The 18,752-nt window shown below is 71.9% G+C and carries 18 protein-coding genes and 1 pseudogene; 10 read left to right on the top strand and 9 right to left on the bottom strand.

Annotation, left to right across the window (positions count from 1 at the left end; translation table 11 throughout):
- Window positions 1–35 precede the first annotated feature (35 nt).
- Complete coding sequence (locus tag ACIQMJ_RS06495; RefSeq protein ID WP_499759923.1) at window positions 36–2,195, bottom strand: putative bifunctional diguanylate cyclase/phosphodiesterase; 2,160 nt, start codon at window positions 2,193–2,195, stop codon at window positions 36–38.
- Between the two features lie 96 nt (window positions 2,196–2,291).
- The gene (locus ACIQMJ_RS06490) at window positions 2,292–3,113 is read right to left on the bottom strand and encodes an SAM-dependent methyltransferase (protein WP_499759922.1); all 822 of its coding nucleotides are present in this window, start codon (window positions 3,111–3,113) and stop codon (window positions 2,292–2,294) included.
- Between the two features lie 149 nt (window positions 3,114–3,262).
- Here ACIQMJ_RS06490 and ACIQMJ_RS06485 point away from each other — a divergent pair, with 149 nt between their 5' ends.
- Together ACIQMJ_RS06485 and ACIQMJ_RS06480 are read left to right on the top strand one after the other, a co-directional pair.
- Complete coding sequence (locus ACIQMJ_RS06485) at window positions 3,263–4,378, top strand: pentapeptide repeat-containing protein (RefSeq protein WP_499759921.1); 1,116 nt, start codon at window positions 3,263–3,265, stop codon at window positions 4,376–4,378.
- A 1-nt stretch (window position 4,379) separates the two neighbouring features.
- Window positions 4,380–5,342: a pentapeptide repeat-containing protein gene (locus tag ACIQMJ_RS06480; protein ID WP_499759920.1), complete on the top strand. Its 963-nt coding sequence runs from the start codon at window positions 4,380–4,382 to the stop codon at window positions 5,340–5,342.
- Here the strand turns inward: ACIQMJ_RS06480 and ACIQMJ_RS06475 are convergent.
- Window positions 5,286–6,170: a LysR family transcriptional regulator gene (locus tag ACIQMJ_RS06475; protein WP_499759919.1), complete on the bottom strand. Its 885-nt coding sequence runs from the start codon at window positions 6,168–6,170 to the stop codon at window positions 5,286–5,288. The genes ACIQMJ_RS06480 and ACIQMJ_RS06475 overlap by 57 nt on opposite strands.
- Before the next feature lie 109 nt (window positions 6,171–6,279).
- Between ACIQMJ_RS06475 and ACIQMJ_RS06470 the strand changes: the two genes are divergently transcribed.
- The 3 genes from ACIQMJ_RS06470 to ACIQMJ_RS06460 all read left to right on the top strand — a co-directional run bounded on the left by ACIQMJ_RS06470 (window position 6,280) and on the right by ACIQMJ_RS06460 (window position 8,817).
- Window positions 6,280–7,125: an aldo/keto reductase gene (locus tag ACIQMJ_RS06470; RefSeq protein WP_499759918.1), complete on the top strand. Its 846-nt coding sequence runs from the start codon at window positions 6,280–6,282 to the stop codon at window positions 7,123–7,125.
- Between the two features lie 82 nt (window positions 7,126–7,207).
- Entirely contained in the window at window positions 7,208–7,927 is a 720-nt protein-coding gene (locus tag ACIQMJ_RS06465) for a GH25 family lysozyme (protein WP_499759917.1), read from the top strand.
- Window positions 7,928–8,007: 80 nt separating this feature from the next.
- Entirely contained in the window at window positions 8,008–8,817 is an 810-nt protein-coding gene (locus tag ACIQMJ_RS06460) for a lysozyme (protein ID WP_499759916.1), read from the top strand.
- Window positions 8,818–8,865: 48 nt separating this feature from the next.
- On the opposite strand, the gene purL is transcribed toward ACIQMJ_RS06460, so the two are convergent.
- The 4 genes from purL to ACIQMJ_RS06440 form a co-directional block, all read right to left on the bottom strand.
- Complete coding sequence (gene purL, locus ACIQMJ_RS06455) at window positions 8,866–11,127, bottom strand: phosphoribosylformylglycinamidine synthase subunit PurL (protein ID WP_499759915.1); 2,262 nt, start codon at window positions 11,125–11,127, stop codon at window positions 8,866–8,868.
- Window positions 11,127–11,798 carry a phosphoribosylformylglycinamidine synthase subunit PurQ gene (gene purQ, locus ACIQMJ_RS06450; protein ID WP_499759914.1) on the bottom strand — a complete coding sequence of 224 codons (672 nt, stop codon included), beginning with the start codon at window positions 11,796–11,798 and terminating at the stop codon, window positions 11,127–11,129. Before purQ ends, purL begins: the two co-directional genes overlap by 1 nt.
- The gene (purS, locus tag ACIQMJ_RS06445) at window positions 11,795–12,034 is read right to left on the bottom strand and encodes a phosphoribosylformylglycinamidine synthase subunit PurS (RefSeq protein ID WP_033428368.1); all 240 of its coding nucleotides are present in this window, start codon (window positions 12,032–12,034) and stop codon (window positions 11,795–11,797) included. The genes purQ and purS overlap by 4 nt, the downstream gene beginning before the upstream one ends.
- Before the next feature lie 230 nt (window positions 12,035–12,264).
- Entirely contained in the window at window positions 12,265–12,798 is a 534-nt protein-coding gene (locus tag ACIQMJ_RS06440) for a hypothetical protein (protein ID WP_499759913.1), read from the bottom strand.
- Window positions 12,799–12,953: 155 nt separating this feature from the next.
- Here ACIQMJ_RS06440 and ACIQMJ_RS06435 point away from each other — a divergent pair, with 155 nt between their 5' ends.
- Both ACIQMJ_RS06435 and ACIQMJ_RS06430 read left to right on the top strand, forming a co-directional pair.
- Window positions 12,954–13,925 carry an NAD-dependent epimerase/dehydratase family protein gene (locus ACIQMJ_RS06435; RefSeq protein WP_499759912.1) on the top strand — a complete coding sequence of 324 codons (972 nt, stop codon included), beginning with the start codon at window positions 12,954–12,956 and terminating at the stop codon, window positions 13,923–13,925.
- Between the two features lie 27 nt (window positions 13,926–13,952).
- Window positions 13,953–14,564 (top strand): MBL fold metallo-hydrolase, encoded by a 612-nt coding sequence (locus ACIQMJ_RS06430; RefSeq protein WP_499759911.1) that lies wholly within the window; start codon window positions 13,953–13,955, stop codon window positions 14,562–14,564.
- Here ACIQMJ_RS06430 and ACIQMJ_RS06425 read toward each other — a convergent pair.
- A complete protein-coding gene (locus tag ACIQMJ_RS06425) occupies window positions 14,486–15,205 on the bottom strand; it encodes a DUF2334 domain-containing protein (protein ID WP_499759910.1) in 720 nt (239 codons plus the stop codon). The two genes, ACIQMJ_RS06430 and ACIQMJ_RS06425, sit on opposite strands and share 79 nt — an antisense overlap.
- Window positions 15,206–15,343: 138 nt before the next feature.
- A pseudogene (locus tag ACIQMJ_RS06420) lies at window positions 15,344–16,228 on the bottom strand (phosphoribosylaminoimidazolesuccinocarboxamide synthase); the annotation flags it as partial.
- A 64-nt stretch (window positions 16,229–16,292) separates the two neighbouring features.
- Here ACIQMJ_RS06420 and ACIQMJ_RS06415 point away from each other — a divergent pair.
- The 3 genes from ACIQMJ_RS06415 to ACIQMJ_RS06405 are packed head-to-tail and all read left to right on the top strand — an operon-like array spanning window position 16,293 to window position 18,717.
- Window positions 16,293–17,144: an ABC transporter substrate-binding protein gene (locus tag ACIQMJ_RS06415; RefSeq protein ID WP_499759909.1), complete on the top strand. Its 852-nt coding sequence runs from the start codon at window positions 16,293–16,295 to the stop codon at window positions 17,142–17,144.
- Entirely contained in the window at window positions 17,141–17,971 is an 831-nt protein-coding gene (locus tag ACIQMJ_RS06410) for an amino acid ABC transporter permease (RefSeq protein ID WP_499759908.1), read from the top strand. The genes ACIQMJ_RS06415 and ACIQMJ_RS06410 overlap by 4 nt, the downstream gene beginning before the upstream one ends.
- Entirely contained in the window at window positions 17,968–18,717 is a 750-nt protein-coding gene (locus ACIQMJ_RS06405; protein ID WP_499759907.1) for an amino acid ABC transporter ATP-binding protein, read from the top strand. The genes ACIQMJ_RS06410 and ACIQMJ_RS06405 overlap by 4 nt, the downstream gene beginning before the upstream one ends.
- Window positions 18,718–18,752 lie beyond the last annotated feature (35 nt).

Here is an 18,752-nt window from a genome sequence, read left to right as displayed (position 1 = left end):
TACACGGGCTGCACCGGGTTGATCCGCGAACCGGCCTAGCGGCGCAGGAGCTCGTCGATCTCCTCCGGCTTCATCGGCTTGGCGAAGAACCAGCCCTGGCCCGTGTCGCAGCCGATCCGGTGCAGGCGCTTGGCCTGGGCCGGGGTTTCGACGCCCTCGGCGGTGACGCCCAGTTGCAGCGCGTGGGCCAGTTGCACGAGCGTCGAGACGATCTGGACGTCCACCGCGTCCTCCTCGTCGGCCGCGCGCAGGCCCTCCATGAACGAGCCCGCGATCTTCAGCTCGTGCACCGGCAGGTGCTTGAGGTAGGCCAGGTTGGAGTAGCCCGTGCCGAAGTCGTCGATCGCGATCCGCACGCCCATCTCCGACAGCGCCCGCAGCGCCTCCAGCGGCTCGTCGGCGGTGCCCATGATCGCGCTCTCGGTCAGCTCCAGCTGGAGGTGGTGCGGCGGCAGGGCGCACTCGTCCAGGATCCGCTTCACGTCCCGCACCAGCTCCGGGTCGCGGGACTGGCGCACGGCCAGGTTCACCGACACGAACGGCGCGGAGTCGCCGAACTCCTCCAGCCACCGCCGCGCCTGCTCGCACGCCCGCCGCAGGACCCACCGGCCCAGCGGGACGATCAGGCCGGTCTCCTCGGCCAGCTCGATGAACCGGTCCGGCGCGAGCCGGCCGAACTCCGGGTGCTGCCAGCGCACCAGCGCCTCGACGCCGACCACCGTGCTGTCCTCCAGCCGCACCAGCGGCTGGTAGTCCACGTAGAACTCGTCCCGCTCCAGCGCCGCCGGCATCGTCGCCGACAGGGTGAACCGGGCGACCTCCTTGGCGTTGCGCTCCGGGTTGTACAGCGCCCACCGCGACTTGCCGTCCGCCTTCGCCCAGTACAGCGTGATGTCCGCGTCGCGCATCAGGTCGGCCGCCGTGGTGCCGGACAGCGCGCGTTCCACGATGCCGATCGACGCCGACACGGTCAGCTCGTGCCCGCCGATCCGGATGGGCGACTCCAGCTCCCGCAGCACCCGGTCGGCGACGTTGACGATGTCCTGCGTGTCGCGCGAGCCCTCCACCAGGATGACGAACTCGTCGCCACCCATCCGGGCGACGAGCTTGCCCTCGCCGGACACCGAGTGGTCCAGCCGCCGCCCGACCTCGACCAGCAGCTGGTCGCCGATGTCGTGGCCGAGGCTGTCGTTGATCACCTTGAACCCGTCCAGGTCCAGGTAGCACAGCCCGGCGCGGTGGCGCGCCCGGTTGTTGAACACCCGGCCGAGCCGCTCCAGGAACAGCGCCCGGTTGGGCAGGCCGGTCAGCGGGTCGTGCAGCGCCTGGTAGCGCAGCCGGTTCTGGAGCAGGTGGCGGTCGGTGACGTCCTCGATCATCGCCACCTGGTACTGCGGGTCGCCGTGGTCGTCGCGCACCAGCGACAGCGTCAGGTGCGTCCACACCTGCTCGCCGTCCGCCCGGCGGAACCGCTTCTCGGCCCGGTAGTGGTCGCACTCGCCCGCGGTGAGCTGGTCGTACAGCCGCCAGACGTTGCCGCCGTCCTCGGGGTGCATCAGGTCGCGGATGTTGTACTGCCGCATCTCCTCGACGCTGAACCCGAGCATGTCCTGCAACGCCTGGTTCACGTCCAGGATGCGGCCCTCGATGTCGGCGATGCCGATGCCGATCGCCGCCTCGGTGAACATCGCCCGGAACCGCGCCTCGGACGCGCGCAACGCCGCTTCGGCCTGGTCGCGGGCGTCCAGCACGGCCGCGCGGATCGCCTCCTGCTCGGCCAGCGTGCGCTCGCGGAGCGCACGGGCGTAGCCGGCGGCCAACGCGCCCTGCAACGCCGCCAGGCGCGACCGCATCAGCTCGTCGGGCTGGATGCCCAGCTCGCCGAGCAGGTCGTCGCCGAGCAGCTGCACGGTGCGGCCCAGCGTGTCGGTGCCGGTGAAGTGCGCCTCGACCAGGCGCGCGCCGATCTCGTAGCCGGGCGCGGTGCGGAACGGGCCGGCGTGCAGCGCGTGCACCAGCACCTCGGTCAACGCCTGGAGGTGCTCGGCGACCTCGGCCCTCGTCATGGGGACGTAGCTGCTCCCGATGACCGCGGTGGCCCAGGTGCGGGCGAAGGACTCCGCCCCGGCCAGTACGGCGGGGTCGAGGTTCGATCGGCCCGGTGCTGCCACCCGATGGTCAACCTGTTCCGTCATGTCCGCCGGCCTACCGCCACAACCCAGAGGATACGGCCGGTCGCGGGGCGCGGTCGACAACCGCGCCGGGCCCGCGCTCGGCGCCGCGGCCGTCCATCAGACCTTCCGCCCGACGCCGCCGAAGCTGATGAAGTGCGCGGCGCCCTCGTCCACGTCGTCCGGCGACTCCGGCTGCCACAGCGGCAGCCGCACCACGCCCGGCTCGACCAGCTCGAACCCGTCGAACATGACCTCGACCTCGCGTTTCGGTCGGAAGCACATCTCGCTGACGCCGCGGTTGTAGACGCTCTTCGCCTCGTCCCACGCCGGGTCCCACTCGCCCTCCTCGAACCCGGCGTGCGAGATCGCCAGGTAGCTGCCTCCGGGGAGGGCGTCGCGGTAGTCGGCCACGATCCCGCACGGGTCCTCGGCGTCCGGCACGAAGTGCAGCAGGGCGATCATCAGCACGCCGATCGGCTCGTCGAAGTCCAGCAGCCCCTGCACCTCGGCCGAGGACAGCACCTGCTTGGCGTCGCGCACGTCGGTCTGGAGCACGTTCACCAGCTCGTTGCCGGTCAGGATGGCCCGGCTGTGCGCGACCGCGACGGCGTCCACGTCGACGTAGACGACCCGCGCGGACGGGTCGGTGGCCTGCGCGATCTCGTGCACGTTGCCGACCGTGGGGATGCCGGAGCCCAGGTCGAGGAACTGGCGGATGCCCCGCGACAGCATGAACCGCACGGCGCGGCGCAGGAACGCCCGGTGGTTGAGCACGATGCTCTTGATGATCGGCACGTCGGCCAGGACCTTGTCGGCGACGGTCCGGTCGACGGCGAAGTTGTGCGCGCCGCCGAGCCAGTAGTCGTAGACCCGCGCGATGCTCGGGCGGGCCAGGTCGATGTCCCCCGGCGCCCAGTTGGGCCGCTCCACGCTGTCCACCCGAGATCTCTCCTCTGACGTGCTCGTGTTCCCACCGTTGCGGTGACACCCACATCATGGGCCAATCCGGTGAGTTAGCACACCGTCGGTTTGCCGGAGTTCTCCAATCACCCGACACCGAGGTGATCACCGGGAAGAATGACAGCCTTGTGAGGCACCTGTGGATCGCGGGCGCGGTCGCCGCGGTGGCGGCGCTGGTCTGGCTCCTGGTCGAGCACCGACGCGAGCGCAGCGCGGTGATGCCCGTCGTGCTGGGTGCCGTCGGCGCGTTCCTGCTGGTCACGGGCTGGTTGTTCGCCGTGGACCCGAACGCGCCCGAGCACGAGGCGATCAAGACCGGCGGCCTGGCGGGCGGCTCGGTCGTCGCGCTCTACGCGCTGTGGCTGAACGACCGGCGGCGCCGCACGGACGAGGACCGGCAGGCGATCGAGTCCGAGCGGCAGAAGCTGGAGAACGCGCGGGCCGAACACGATCGGTCGCGGGTCGCGGACGAGCGGTTCGCCCGATCGGTGGAACTGCTCGGTCACGACGCGGAGCAGGTGCGGGTGGGCGCGATGCACGCCCTCGCCGGGCTCGCGCGGTCCCGCCCGGAGTACACCCAGACCGTGCTCGACGTGCTGTGCGCCTACCTGCGGCGACCGTTCGACGTGGCGGTGAAGGGTGACGAGCCGGTCCGGGACGAGCGCGAGCTGGAGGTGCGGCTCACCGCGCAGCGGCTGATCGCCGACCTGCTGCCCCGGGCCGACGTCGCCGACGCCCCGCGCTACAACCTGGACCTGACCAGGGCCTACCTGGAGTACTTCGACCTGGCCCACCGCCAGGTCGGCGACCTGGTCCTGCGGGCGGCGCACCTGCGGCAGTCGAACGCCTTCCACCACGCGGTCGTGCACGGTGGCGCGTGGTTCACCGACGTGGTGAGCCACAGCCGGCTGTACCTGCACGACTCGGTGTTCCGCGGCAAGGCGTGGTTCAGCCGGTTCACCGGCGACCAAGCCGTCGACTTCAGCGCCACGAAGTTCCTCGGCCCGACCAAGTTCGCCGGGGTCGCGTGCACCGGGCCGGTCACGTTCGAGGGCTGCGAGTTCGCCGAGCCGATCGACTTCGAGCAGGCCCGGTTCACCGGGGGCCTCACCCTGAGGCCGGCCAGTCCGGCGGTGGGGCGCACGATCGCCATGCACGTGTCGCTGGAGCACGAGAACACGCTGCCCGAGGGCTGGGTGGTGGAGCGCCGCGAGGACCGCGGCCTCGGACTGGTCAGGAGCTGACGTGCGGGGACGCTGGTTGCTGGTGGCGAGCGTGCTCGCCGCGGTGGTGGTGACGATCGCGACGACCGCCGTGCTGATCCTGGTCGACCCCAGGCAGCCGAAGGCGGAGGCGATCAAGACCGGCGGGCTGGCGGGCGGCGCGATCGTCGCGCTGTACGCGCTGTGGCTCAACGACCGGCGGCGGCGCACCGAAGAGGCGCGGCACGACCTGGAGAGCGAGAAGGTCGCCGACGAGCGGTTCGCGCGGGCGGTCGAGCTGCTCGGCAACGAGGCCGACCAGGTCAGGGTGGGCGCGATGCACGCGCTCGCGGGCCTGGTCCGCACCGCGCCCCGGTACAAGCAGACCGTGCTGAGCGTGCTGTGCGCGTACCTGCGGCGGCCGTTCCAGCACGCGGCGATCGACGCGAAGCCCGAGGACCCCGAGCAGGCGTTCTTCGGCGAGGAGCGCGCCGTCCCGCCCGAGGAGGAGCACGAGATGACCGTCCGGATGACCGCGCAGCGGCTCATCACGGACATGCTGCCCTGGGGCGAGGACGCGGACGACGCGCCGTACCAGCTCGACCTGACCGGGGCGAAGCTCGTGCACTTCCGGCTGGAGGGCCGCCGCTTCGGCAGGCTCGTCGCCCGCCGGGCGCAGTTCTACGGGATCACGCAGTTCGGCGGGGCCGAGCTGAGCAAGCCGGCGCTGTTCTCCGGTGCCACGTTCCACGGCCGGCTGAACCTCCGCGACGCCAGGCTCGACGGCGGCATCTCGTTCCAGGACACCACCTTCAAGGGCGAGGTGAACGTGACCGGCGCGAAGGTCGGCACGTTCCTGCACGTCGCGCCGCAACCGCCGGACGAGCAGGTCGGCGCGCTGGAGGTGCTGCCGGGCACCGCGTTCCGCAACGACCCGGCCGGCTGGCGGCTAACCGGCGACGGACAGCCCCCGGCCCGCCTCCAGGACCATGTCCAGCAGGACTGACGCGGCAGCGCTCACCGTGGGCGTGGTGACCACGGAGGTCTCGGCGGTCGGCGCGTCGACCAGGTCCACGAACCGGGCCCGGGTCTGCTTGGCCGCGAACGACGCGGGCACCAGCGCGACGCCGAGGCCGAAGCCGACGAAGTCGAGCAGCGAGTGCACGTCGTTGACCTCGACGGCGACCTTGCGGTCCACGCCGGCGGTGGCCAGCGCGCGGTCCACGTCGTCGCGCGTGCCCCAGTCGCGGTTGAAGTCCACGAACGACTGACCGGCCAGCTCCGCGAGCCGCACCGACTCCCGCTCGGCGAACGGCAGCTCCGGCGCGCACGCCAGCACCAGCGGCTCGCTGGACAGGGTGGACGCCCTCAGGTCCTCGACCGCCCGGCCCGAGGTGACGAACGCGAGGTCCAGCCGCCCGGTGCGGACCAGGTCGACCAGCTCGCCCGAGCCCGCCTGCCGCAGCCGCAGCTCCACACCGGGGTGCAGCTCGTGGAACCGGGCCAGCACGGCGGGCAGGTGCACGGCGTGCAGGCACTGGATGCTGCCGACGGCCAGCGTGCCGCGCAGCAGCCCCTGCACCGCCGCCACCGCGTCCCGCGCCGCGTCGATCGTGCCCAGCACCCGCCGCGCCTCGACCAGCAGCGCGCGTCCGGCCTGGGTCAGCTCGACCTGGCGGGTGCTGCGCACGAACAGCGGCGCGCCCAGTTCGACCTCCAGCGCCCGGATCGACGCGGAAAGACCCGATTGGGCGACGTGCATGCGCCGGGCGGCGCGCGTGAAGTGGCACTCCTCGGCCACGGCCACGAAGTACTCGAGCTGCCGGAGTTCCACGATTCATCACCCGTACTGCTGAATTGCATCAGCTTCTTCTGTTGGACAGCTTAATGAGTACCGCCCAAGCTGGAGGAGCACAACCGCGACACACGGAGGTATGCCACCCATGCTGACTCGCCGAATCGGAGGGGTCGAGGTCAGCGCCATCGGCCTGGGCGCGATGCCGATGTCGCTGGAAGGCCGTCCCGACCGCGCGCGGTCCGTCGAGACGATCCGCGCCGCCCTGGACAAGGGCGTGACGCTGATCGACACGGCGGACGCGTACTCGGCCGACGACAGCGACTTCGGGCACAACGAGGAGCTGATCGCCGAGGCGCTGAAGGGCGTCGACGGCGTCATGGTCGCCACCAAGGGCGGCCACACCCGCACCCCCGGCGGCGGCTGGGACGTCGACGGGCGTCCCGAGTACCTGAAGGCCGCGTGCGAGGCGTCGTTGCGCCGGCTCGGCGTGGACGCCATCGACCTCTACCAGTTCCACCGGCCCGACCCGAAGGTGCCGACCGCCGAGTCCGTCGGCGCGCTGGCCGAGCTGCTCGACGCGGGCAAGATCAAGCTCGCGGGCGTGTCCAACTTCAACCCCGCGCAGATCCGCGAGGCCAACGACGTCCTGGGCGGGCGGCTGGCGAGCGTGCAGAACCAGTTCTCGCCCGCGTTCCGGTCCAGCGAGCCGGAGCTGGAGCTGTGCGCCGAGCTGGACATCGCGTTCCTGCCGTGGAGCCCGCTGGGCGGCATGAGCGCGGCCGGGCAGCTCGGTGAGCGGTTCGCCGCGTTCGCCGAGGTCGGCCGGGCGCACGGGGCCAGCCCGCAGCAGGTGTGCCTGGCGTGGATGCTCGCCAAGGCGCCGCAGGTCGTGCCGATCCCCGGCTCGTCGCGGCCGGCCAGCATCTCCGACTCGGCCGACGCCGTGCACCTGCGGCTGTCGGAGGAGGAGCTGAAGCGCCTGGACGGGTGACGCCCTGCGGATGCGGCGGTGGGCGTCCGGCCGGACGATCTAGGCCGGACATACCAGCACTGCCGACCGAATGGGGGCGCGAATGGCGACGCACATCCGGCTGCGCACGATGATCGCCCGACTGGGTGCGCTCACGATCACGCTCGCGACCGTCCCGGCGCCGGGCGCCGAAGCGCTGCCGGAGGGCGCCGCGGACCACTTCGCGGGGTCGCAGATCGCGAAGCACGAGGGGCCGGGCCGCACCGCGCGGCACCGGCCCCGCGCCGAGGTCTCGGTGCCGGGCATGGACGTCAGCAGCCACCAGGGTGACGTCGACTGGGCGAAGGCGTGGGCGGACGGCGCGCGGTTCGCCTACGTCAAGGCGACCGAGGGCACCGGCTACCGCAACCCGGACTTCGCCCAGCAGTACAACGGCTCCTACCGGGTCGGCATGATCCGCGGCGCGTACCACTTCGCGCTGCCGGACCGGTCGGGCGGCGCGGCGCAGGCCGAGTTCTTCGCCGTCAACGGCGGCGGCTGGTCGCCGGACGGCAGGACCCTGCCCGGCGCGGTCGACCTGGAGCACAACCCGTACGGCGAGACGTGCTACGGCCTGAGCCAGGCCGAGATGGGCGCGTGGGTGCGGGCGTTCAGCGACCGGCTGGCCGAGCGGACCGGCCGGCACCCGACCATCTACACGTCCACGAGCTGGTGGAACCGGGGTTGTTCCCCGGCGGCCAGAACCTCTTCAACGGCGACGACGCGCAGTTGCGCAGGGTCGCACTCGACTGAACGGCGTTGCTCCGTTTTCGTGACTAATTAACACGAACTCTGGTGAATTGGTTAGAGGTGCCGCACACTGCCCAACGAGTCAACCCCCTGCACTGGCTCGAGGAGTCCCTGATGAACAACCTCGCACGCTCCGCAACCGCCTTACTCGCCACGCTCGGGCTGGCCGTGCTCGGCCTGACCGCGCCCGCATCCGCCGGTGCCGCGCCGGCCGCGCCCGCCGTGGAAGACCACGCCATGGGCTCGCAGATCGCCAAGCACGAAGGCCGCGGCGACCGGCGCATCGTCATCCCGACCGACCCGAGCGCCCAGGCCGTCGTCTACGGCATCGACGTCAGCGGGCACCAGGGCAACGTGGACTGGAACTACTGGTGGGGCCAGGGCAAGCGGTTCGCCTACGTCAAGGCGACCGAGAGCACCACCTACCGCAACCCGTACTTCGCCCAGCAGTACAACGGGTCCTACAACGTCGGCATGATCCGCGGCGCGTACCACTTCGCGCTGCCGGACCGGTCCGCCGGCGCCACCCAGGCCGACTACTTCGTCAACAACGGCGGCGGCTGGTCCCGGGACGGCAAGACCCTGCCCGGCGCGCTCGACATGGAGTACAACCCGTACGGCTCCACCTGCTACGGGCTGTCCCAGGCGAGCATGACGGCCTGGATCAAGTCGTTCAGCGACCGCTACCAGGCCCGCACCGGCCGCTGGCCGGTCATCTACACGTCCACGAGCTGGTGGTCCCAGTGCGTGAACGGCGACTTCAGCTCCACCAACCCGCTGTGGGTCGCCCGCTACTCGTCCACCGTCGGCACCCTGCCGTACGCGTGGCCGTTCTACACGTTCTGGCAGTACTCGTCGTCGCCGATCGACCAGAACCAGTTCAACGGCGCCTACGACCGGCTCCAGGCGCTCGCCAACGGCTGACCGCCGGGTGGTCGGCCGGGGCTCATCCCGGCCGACCACCCCGCCGGATCAGTCGAACAGCGCCGGGAGGGTGCCCTCCCAAGCCTCGCGCAGCTCGGCCAGCGGCAGCGAGCCCAGCTCCTGGATCTCCAGTGCGTCGGACTCCGGGTCCACCACGCCGACCTTGCGCCACGGCAGGCCGCGCGCGGTGCACATGTCGGTGAACCGCAGCTCCTCCGTGCGCGGCACGGCCACCAGCACGCGGGCCGTCGACTCGCTGAACAGCTCGGTGAACAGGTCGCCCTCGAGGAACACCCGCGCGCCGACCTCGCCGATCAGGCAGGTCTCCACCAGCGCCTGCGCCAGGCCGCCGTCGGACAGGTCGTGCGCGGCGGACAGCATGCCGTCGCGCGAACCCGCCACCAGCACCTCGCCCAGCAGCTTCTCCCGCGCCAGGTCCACCTTCGGCGGCAGGCCGCCCAGGTGCCCGTGCACGACGTGCGCCCACTCCGAGCCGCCGAACTCCGCGCGCGTCTCACCGAGCAGCAGCAGCGTCTCGCCCGCCTCCGCGCCGATCCCGGTCGGGATGCGGCGGCGGACGTCGTCGATCACGCCCAGCACGCCCACGACCGGCGTCGGCAGGATCGCCGTCGAACCGGTCTGGTTGTAGAAGCTGACGTTGCCGCCCGTCACCGGGATGCCCAGCTCGACGCACCCGTCCGCGAGGCCCTTCACGGCCTGCTCGAACTGCCACATCACCGCCGGGTCCTCCGGCGAGCCGAAGTTCAGGCAGTTCGTGACCGCGACCGGCGTCGCACCCGTCGTCGCCACGTTCCGGTACGCCTCGGCCAGCGCCAGCTGCGCGCCCGCGTACGGGTCCAGCTTCGCGTAGCGGCCGTTGCAGTCCGTGGACAGCGCCACGCCCCGGTTGGTCGACTCGTCGATGCGGATCATGCCCGAGTCGGCGGGCTGCGCGAGCACCGTGCCGCCGCGCACGTACCGGTCGTACTGCTGGGTGACCCACCGCTTCGACGCCAGGTTCGGCGACGCGGCCATGGTCTTCACCAGGTCGAGCAGCTCGTCCTTCGCCGGCTTCGGCAGCCGGTCCGGGGTGTCGGCCTGCACGGCGTCCTGGTCCGCGGGCCGCTCGATCGGCCGGTGGTAGACCGGGCCCTCGTGCGCGACGGTGCGCGGCGGCACGTCCAGCACGACCTCGTCGTGCCACGTGATCACCAGCCGGTCGCCCTCGGTGACCTCGCCGATCTCGGTCGCGATGACGTCCCACTTCGCGCAGACCGCCATGAACGCGTCCAGGTCCTCCGGCCGCACGACCGCGCACATGCGCTCCTGCGACTCGCTGGACAGGATCTCCGCGGGCGTCATGCCCGACGCGCGCAGCGGCACCCGGTCCAGGTAGACGTGCATGCCGCCGTCACCGGCGCTGGCCAGCTCCGACGTCGCGCACGCCAGGCCCGCACCGCCCAGGTCCTGGATGCCGACGACGATCCGCTCGGCGAACAGCTCCAGGCAGCACTCGATCAGCACCTTCTCGGTGAACGGGTCACCGACCTGGACGCTGGGCAGCTTCTTGCGCTTGCCCGCGGTGTCGTCGAACGTCTCGGAGGCCAGCACGGACACGCCACCGATGCCGTCCAGGCCCGTGCGGGCACCGAACAGGATGACCTTGTTGCCGGTGCCCGAGGCGTGCGCCAGGTGCAGGTCCTCGACCCGCATCGCACCCACGCACAGGGCGTTGACCAGCGGGTTGCCCGCGTAGGTCGCGTCGAACACGACCTCGCCGCCGATGTTGGGCAGGCCCAGGCAGTTGCCGTAGCCGCCGACGCCCGCCACGATGCCCGGCAGCACCCGGCGGGTGTCCGGCGCGTCGGCCGGGCCGAACCGCAGCGGGTCCATCACGGCCAGCGGGCGCGCGCCCATCGCCAGGATGTCGCGCACGATGCCGCCCACACCCGTCGCCGCGCCCTGGTACGGCTCGACGTAGGACGGGTGGTTGTGGCTCTCGGCCTTGAACGTGATCGCCCAGCCGTCGCCGATGTCGACCACGCCCGCGTTCTCGCCGATGCCCGCGAGCATCTTCGCGCGCATCTCGTCGGTGGTCGTGTCGGAGAAGTACTTCAGGTGCACCTTGGACGACTTGTAGGAGCAGTGCTCGCTCCACATCACCGAGTACATGGCCAGCTCGGCGTCCGTGGGGCGGCGGCCCAGGATCTCCTTGATGCGGGCGTACTCGTCGTCCTTGAGGCCCAGCTCCTTGTAGGGCTGCTCCTGGTCCGGCGTGTTCTCCGCGTTCTTCACGGTGTCGACGGTCATCAGGCTTTCACCACCGAGTCGACGAGGGACAGGAACATGCCCAGACCGTCGTCGGTCGGACCGGTGAGCGCGTCGATCGCGTGCTCCGGGTGCGGCATGAGGCCGACCACCCGGCCGTTGGCGCTGGTGATGCCCGCGATCTCGTTGCGCGAGCCGTTCGGGTTCTCGCCGACGTAGCGGAACACCACGCGACCCTCGCCCTCCAGCTCGTCCAGGGTGGACCGGTCGGCCTGGTAGCCGCCCTCCCCGGACTTGAGCGGGACGAGGATCTCCGCGCCCTGGTCGTACCGGCTCGTCCAGGCGGTGGAGTTGTTCTCGACCTTCAGCCACTGGTCGCGGCACACGAAGTGCAGCTTGTGGTTGCGGACGAGCGCGCCGGGCAGCAGGTGCGCCTCGCACAGGATCTGGAAGCCGTTGCAGATGCCGAGGACCGGCATGCCCTTCTTGGCCGCGTCGATGACCTCGGTCATGACGGGCGCGAACCGGGCGATCGCGCCGCAGCGCAGGTAGTCGCCGTAGGAGAACCCACCGGGCACGATGACCGCGTCGACGCCCTTGAGGTCGTGATCGGCGTGCCAGAGCTTGACCGCCTCCCCGCCCGCGTACCGGACCGCGCGCTCGGCGTCGACGTCGTCCAGCGTGCCGGGGAACGTGATGACCCCGACCCTCATGCCTCCACCCGCCTCACGACCCAGTCCTCGATCACGGGGTTGGCGAGGAACGTCTCGGCGATCTTGGCGAGCGTGGCGTCGTCGACGTCGTCGGCGACCTCCAGCTCGAAGTGCTTGCCCTGGCGGACAGAGGTGATTCCGTCGAACCCGAGACGGGGCAGCGCGTTGGCCACCGCCTGTCCTTGCGGGTCGAGGATTTCGGGCTTCGGCATGACGTCGACGACGACTCGGGCCACGACAGGCTGCTCCAAGGTAGGAGGGCTGGCGGTACTGCCAAAGCCTACCTGACCAGGGTGTTCATCAACTTCACCGGTGGCGGACGGCACACGTTCACCGGAGATCACCCGATCGTGATGCGGCATCGCGGTGCCCGTTCCTGCTAATCTGATCACAGCCGAGGCCAGTAGGCCGAGGAAGTGAGCGCGGTCCCCCTCCCGGACGGTTGGGCGGCCGCGCTTCGCGCTGTCTAAGGCCAGTCGAGCCTGATCACCGAGCCGATCATGGGCGCGACACGCCGTGCCCAGTCGCCGCCGGCTCCGTAGCACCAGACGGCGGTGTCCGCGAGCCAGAGCAGCGGTTCGTCCACGCTGTCCAGGTGCTCGTAAACGAGCGAGTTCTCGCTGCGGCGTTTGTTCAGCGCACTGCGAACGGTGTGCACGTCCAGGACATCCCGTGCCTCGCGACTGTCGAAGACCAATCGGTGCCCTCGGGCGTCGAGCAGGTCGTCGGTAAGCCTCGCCACGCATTCCTGTCGAGCGGGTTCCTCGCCGCGCCGGCAGCTAGCCCGGTAGATGTCGACCCGGGGTCCGAACTCGACCAGTTTCGACACCAGCAGCCTACGACGTGCCTGTTTCTCGTTGTAGAAGTGCAACTCCCGCTGACCCGGGAGCAACAAGCCGCGCAAGCCCACGCGAAGCCGTTTGAGGTCTCTTGGTTGGACGATGGCCGCGGCCAGGTAGTACGTGTCATTTCGTCGGGATTCGTCCACGAACGCGTGCACACTCACAGTGGATCATCGGCACGTGCGCGGTCGGGCTGGAGGCGATCCGCCCGAACGTGCGTTCGGTCGCGCCGCTGGTACCACCGGCCAAGCGGCCCGTTCGCTGTCGGCTGACGCGGTGGCGGCGCGGGGTTGTGCGCCGCAGGGTGGGGATCATGCGGATCCTGGTGCTCGGCGGGACGGTGTTCCTCAGCAAGGCGACGGCGGCCGAAGCGGTGCGGCGGGGGCACGAGGTGGTCTGCGCGGCGCGCGGGGAGTCCGGGCGGGTGCCCGACGGGGCGGTGCACGTGCCCGTCGACCGGGACGTCGACCTGGGGCCGTTGGCCGGCGCGCACTTCGACGCGGTGGTCGACGTGGCCAAGATGTCGGTGACGTGGGTGCGGCGGGCGCTGGGATCGGTGACGGCGGACCACTGGACGTTCGTCTCCAGCTGCTCGGTCTACTCCGACCACTCCGTCCCCGGAGCGACCGCCACCCTGGCCCCGCTGGAGGACGACCCCGGCGCGCCGATGTCGTCCGAGCGCTACGGCGCGGTGAAGGTCGCGAGCGAGAACGCCGTCCTCGACGCCGTCGGCGACCGCGCGTTCATCGTCCGCGCCGGCCTCATCACCGGCCCCGGCGACCCGAGCGACCGGTTCGGGTACTGGCCCGCCCGGCTGTCGCGGGGTGGCCGGGTGGCCGTGCCGGACGCGCCCGACCAGCCGGCGCAGCACGTCGACGCGCGCGACCTGGCCGCCTGGATCGTGGACGCCGCCGAGCGGCGCACCACCGGCACGTACGACGCGGTCGGCCCGGCCAACCCGCTGTCGCTGGTCCTGGGCGAGATCGCGGGCGCGGTGGCGCCGCCGGGCACGGTGCTGGTCCGCATCCCCGAGCCGGTCCTCCAGCGGCACGGGGTCGAGCCGTGGATGGGGCCGACGTCGCTGCCGCTGTGGCTGCCGCCGTCGCACCGGGCGATGATGTTCCGCGACGCGGGCCCCGCGTTGGCCGCGGGCCTGCGGGTCCGGCCCACGGCCGAGACGGCGGTCGACGCGTTGGAGCACGAACGAGCCCTCGGCCTGGACCGCACCCGGCGCGCGGGCCTGCCGCCGCACGTGGAGGACGCCCTGCTGCACGACGTGGGGTGACCGGCCACGCGAGAGAGGAGCACCCGGATGCTGATCGCCCACTTCGGGCACTCGTGCCTGCTGGTCGACACCGGCGCGGCGCGGCTGCTGTTCGACCCGGGCGCGTACTCGTCGGGCTTCGAGCAGGTCGACGGCCTGGACGCGATCCTGATCACCCACGAGCACCGCGACCACGTCGACCTCGGCAGGCTGCCCGCGGTCCGCGCGGCCAACCCGGGTGCGCGGCTGTTCGCCCCGTTCGACCTGGACGGCGCGGAGATCGTCGAGCCCGGTGACGCGCTGGGAGTCAACGGCTCGGTCGTCACCGTCGTCGACGCACCGCACGAGGTCATCCACGAGCGGGTCGAGCTGCCGGTGAACGTCGGCTACCTGGTCGACCACGGCGCGTTCTACCACCCCGGCGACTCGCTGACCGTGCCCGAGCAGCGCGTCGACGTGCTCGGGGTGCCCACGGCCGCGCCCTGGCTGAAGGTCTCCGAGGCGGCGGACTTCCTGGCCCGGGTCGGCCCGCGCAAGGCCGTGCCGATCCACGAGGCGGTCCTGGCGCAGACCGAGATCTTCTACCGCGTCCTGGTCGGCACCGCGCCCGACGGCGTCGAGGTGGTCGTGCTGCCGCGCGGCGAGGCGGTCGAGCTGTAGGTCGTGGCCGACGCGCCGTGGTGCAGGGCCAGGTCGACGGCCTCCAGCAGCGCCTCGCGCGTCGCCAACCGGTCCAGGTCCGCCGCGTCCACGCCGATCCGGACGAGCCCGCCGCGCCGTGCCGCCCGGCCGACGGCGAGCAGGTGGGTCCGGTGCTCGCCGACCATGCGCACGCGACCCGGCCGCACGTCGCCGGTGCGCAGGTCCCGCACGCCCGCCATGTCCGCGCACACCGCGAACCGGTGCCGCCGCAGCGCCACGACCGTGCCCGGTGACGCGAGCCAGCCGGGTGGCGCGAACAGGTCCGTGGCCAGCCCCAACCGCGCCACCGCGGCCCGTGCCGCGACCAGCCGCAGGCCCGCTTCGTGCGCGGGCAGCGCGGCGAACTCGGCGCGGCGGCGCCGCGCCACGGCCCGGCGCGCCGGGTCCGGCTGGTGGTCGAAGCCGTGCAGGACCAGCGCGTCACCGCCCGCCACCCGCCGCCGCACCCAGGCCAGGGCCTCACCGGGCACGGCCCGGCGCGGCGCGAGGAGCAGCGACAACGGCACCCGCCTGCGGTCGAGCTCGGCGGCGAGGTCGGCGCACCGGGCGAGCGTGCTCGGCCCGACGCCGGACAGCGAGACCACGAGTTCGGCGACCATGGGCTCCAGTGCGCACCACGGGCGTGTCGGCCGTTCGAAGACGAGGTGACGCCCGGGTGCGGAGCCGGCGAACTATTCCGCGTCCGCTTCCTCGGGGCCGGTCTCCTCGGGGCCGGTCTCCTCGGGGCCGGTCTCCTCGGGGCGGGGCCAGTCCGCGAACGACCGCCCGGTGATCCGCTCGTACGCCTCCACGTACCGGGACCGGGTGGCGGCCACGACGTCGTCGGGCAGCGGTGGCGGCGGGGTGTCGGACGCCCGGTCCCAGCCGGACGCGGGCGAGGTCAGCCAGTCGCGCACGTACTGCTTGTCGAACGACGGCTGCACGTGCCCCGGCGCGTACCCGTCCAGCGGCCAGTACCGCGACGAGTCCGGCGTCAGCACCTCGTCGGCGAGCACCAGCGCGCCGGAGCGGTCCAGCCCGAACTCGAACTTCGTGTCCGCCAGGATCACGCCGCGCGAGCGGGCGAACTCCCGCGCCGCGCCGTAGACCTCCAGCGTGACGTCCCGCAGCCGGGCCGCCAGCGACGCGCCGACCTGCGCTTCGACGTGCTCGAACGACACGTTCTCGTCGTGCGCGCCGAGCTCGGCCTTGGTCGCGGGCGTGAAGATCGGCGGCGTCAGCTCCGACGCCTCCACCAGCCCCGGCGGCAGCTCCACACCGCACACCGACCCGGTCTGCCGGTACTCGGCCATGCCGGAACCGGTCAGGTAGCCGCGGGCCACGCACTCCACCTGGACCATGTCCAGCCGCCGCACCAGCAGCGCGCGCCCGCGCACCTCGGCGGGGATGCGCGGGTCGTCCCACGCGACCAGGTGGTTGGGCGCCAGGTCCGCGAACTCCTCGAACCAGAACACGCTCATCGCGGTGAGCACCCGCCCCTTGTCGGGGATCCCGGTGGTCAGCACGTGGTCGTAGGCGGAGATCCGGTCGGAGGCCACGAACAGCAGCAGGTCGTCGTCCACCTCGTGGACCTGACGGACCTTGCCTGCGGCGACCAGCCGGTAGTCAGCGAGCTTGGGCACGGGCCGAAGCGTACTTGCCGCCGGTTCGGGGACGACCCTTCCCACCTGCGGCAAGATTCACCCTATGCGTGCACCCGGACTGATACTCGCCGTGACCGCCGTCCTCGCGGCCGCCTGCGCCCCCGCGGACCAGACCACGCCGCCGACCAACCAGGTGGACGGCGTGGCCTGCACGAAGGACAAGCTGCCCACCCTCACCCCGGGCAAGATCACCTTCGGCACGGACCAGCCGGTGTACGAGCCGTGGTTCGTCGACGACGACCCGACCAACGGCAAGGGCTTCGAGTCCGCGGTCGCCTACGCGCTGGCCGACGAGCTGGGCTACGCCAAGACCGACGTGGTGTGGACGCGGGTGCCGTTCAACGCGGCGATCCAGCCGGGCAAGAAGACCTACGACATGGACCTCAACGAGTTCTCCATCACCGACGAGCGCCGGCAGGCCGTCGACTTCTCCGCGCCGTACTACGACGTGGCCCAGGCCGTGATCACGCTGAAGTCGTCGAAGGCCGCCTCGGTGCAGACGCTGGCCGAGCTCAAGCAGGTCAAGGTCGGCGCGCAGGTCGGCACGACCAGCTTCGACGCCGCCCAGCGCCTGCAACCCGAGCAGGACGTCGCGGTGTACAACACCAACGACGACGGCAAGGCCGCGCTGCGCGCCGGGCAGATCGACGCCCTGGTGGTGGACCTGCCGACCGCGTTCTACATCACGTCCGCGGAGCTGGAGGACGGCCTGATCATCGGGCAGGTCCCGCCGGGCGACGGCAAGCCCGAGCAGTTCGGCATCGTGCTGGACAAGGGCAGCCCGCTCACCGCGTGCGTCTCGACCGCGGTGGAGAACCTGCGCGCCGACGGGACGCTGGACCGGATCGAGCAGGAGTGGCTGTCCTCCGCGGGCACCGCACCCGAGCTGAAGTGACGAGCGAGCTGCAGCGGGAGCGCCTGGCCTACAAGCGCTCCCGCTCGCGGCGGTCCACCCTGGTCGCCCTGCTGTCGACCGCCGTGTTCGCCGTCGCGGTCGGCGTCACGGTCTCCCGCGCGCCGGGCTGGCCGCGGGTGCGGCAGTCGTTCTTCAACGTGGAGATCGCGTGGCGCTCGCTGCCCGCGGTCCTGGAAGGGCTCTGGCTGAACCTGCGCGTGCTGGTGGTGTGCGGCGCGCTGATCCTGGTGCTGGCGCTGGTCGTGGCCGCGGTGCGGACGTTGCGCGGCCCGGTGTGGTTCCCGCTGCGGGTGCTGGCCACGGCGTACGTGGACCTGTTCCGCGGCCTGCCGCTGATCATCCTGCTGTACCTGGTCGGGTTCGGGCTGCCCGCGCTGCGGCTGACCGGCGTGCCGAACGACTTCGTCGTGCTGGGCGGCGCGGCGCTCGTGCTCGCCTACACCGCGTACGTGGCGGAGGTGTTCCGGGCCGGGATCGAATCGGTCCACCCGTCGCAGGTGGCGGCGGCCCGGTCGCTGGGCCTGGGCCCACGCAAGACGTTGCGGCTGGTCGTGCTGCCGCAGGCGGTGCGGCGGGTCATGCCCGCGCTGCTGAACGACTTCGTGGCGCTGCAGAAGGACTGCGGGCTGATCTCCGTGCTGGGCGCGGTGGACGCGGTGCGGGCCGCGCAGATCGAGCAGGCGCGGGCGTTCAACTTCACCCCGTACGTGGTGGCGGGTCTGCTGTTCGTGCTGCTGGCCGTGCCCACGGCGCGGTTCGCCGACGCGCTGGCCCGCCGGGCGCGACGCCGTCAGGGGGGACGATGACCGAGCCGGTGCTGAGCGTGCGGGGCGTGGTCAAGCGGTACGGCGACCACACCGTGCTGGACGGGATCAGCCTCGACGTGCGCGAGCACGAGGTGGTGACCGTGATCGGGTCGTCGGGGTCGGGCAAGTCGACCCTGCTGCGGTGCGTGAACCTGCTGGAGGAGCTGGACGACGGCCAGGTCCTGCTCGACGGGGTGGACGTGTCCGACCCGCGGGTGGACGCCGACGTGGCGCGGCGCGCGATGGGGATCGTGTTCCAGGCGTTCAACCTGTTCCCGCACATGAGCGTGCTGGACAACATCACCCTCGCGCCGCGCGTGGTGCACGGCGTGCCGCGCGAGGAGGCCGAGCGCAACGCGCTGGAGCTGCTGGACCGGGTCGGCCTGGCCGACCGCGCGGGCGGCTACCCCGAGCAGCTGTCCGGCGGGCAGCAGCAGCGGGTGGCGATCGCGCGGGCGCTGGCCTACTCGCCGCGGTTGCTGCTGCTCGACGAGATCACCAGCGCGCTGGACCCGGAGCTGGTGGGCGAGGTGTTGGCGCTGGTCAGAGAGCTGGCGGTGGCGGGTCGGACGATCCTGATGGCCACCCACGAGATGGGGTTCGCCCGGCAGGTCGCCGACCGGGTGGTGTTCCTCGACGGGGGCCGGCTGGTGGAGTCCGGACCGCCCGAGCAGGTGCTCGGCGAGCCGGTGCACCCGCGCACCCGGCAGTTCCTGCGGCGGATCATCGAGGCGGGCCGCCTTTAGGCCGCTCGGGAGACGCCACTTGGGGTATCGGACGG

This window comes from Actinosynnema sp. NPDC091369 (assembly GCF_044757065.1).
Taxonomy (GTDB): Bacteria; Actinomycetota; Actinomycetes; order Mycobacteriales; family Pseudonocardiaceae; genus Actinosynnema.
Note: the sequence above shows the minus strand (reverse complement) of the source record. Positions and strands in the feature narration are given on the sequence as shown.

Bases quoted from the DNA above. Each gene is read 5' to 3' on its own strand.
- ACIQMJ_RS06495 (WP_499759923.1), bottom strand. From the start codon at position 2,195: ATGACGGAACAGGTTGACCATCGGGTGGCAGCACCGGGCCGATCGAAC.
- ACIQMJ_RS06470 (WP_499759918.1), top strand. From the start codon at position 6,280: ATGCTGACTCGCCGAATCGGAGGGGTCGAGGTCAGCGCCATCGGCCTG.
- ACIQMJ_RS06465 (WP_499759917.1), top strand. From the start codon at position 7,208: ATGGCGACGCACATCCGGCTGCGCACGATGATCGCCCGACTGGGTGCG.
- ACIQMJ_RS06460 (WP_499759916.1), top strand. From the start codon at position 8,008: ATGAACAACCTCGCACGCTCCGCAACCGCCTTACTCGCCACGCTCGGG.
- purL (WP_499759915.1), bottom strand. From the start codon at position 11,127: ATGACCGTCGACACCGTGAAGAACGCGGAGAACACGCCGGACCAGGAG.
- purQ (WP_499759914.1), bottom strand. From the start codon at position 11,798: ATGAGGGTCGGGGTCATCACGTTCCCCGGCACGCTGGACGACGTCGAC.
- ACIQMJ_RS06435 (WP_499759912.1), top strand. From the start codon at position 12,954: ATGCGGATCCTGGTGCTCGGCGGGACGGTGTTCCTCAGCAAGGCGACG.
- ACIQMJ_RS06430 (WP_499759911.1), top strand. From the start codon at position 13,953: ATGCTGATCGCCCACTTCGGGCACTCGTGCCTGCTGGTCGACACCGGC.
- ACIQMJ_RS06425 (WP_499759910.1), bottom strand. From the start codon at position 15,205: ATGGTCGCCGAACTCGTGGTCTCGCTGTCCGGCGTCGGGCCGAGCACG.
- ACIQMJ_RS06415 (WP_499759909.1), top strand. From the start codon at position 16,293: ATGCGTGCACCCGGACTGATACTCGCCGTGACCGCCGTCCTCGCGGCC.
- ACIQMJ_RS06405 (WP_499759907.1), top strand. From the start codon at position 17,968: ATGACCGAGCCGGTGCTGAGCGTGCGGGGCGTGGTCAAGCGGTACGGC.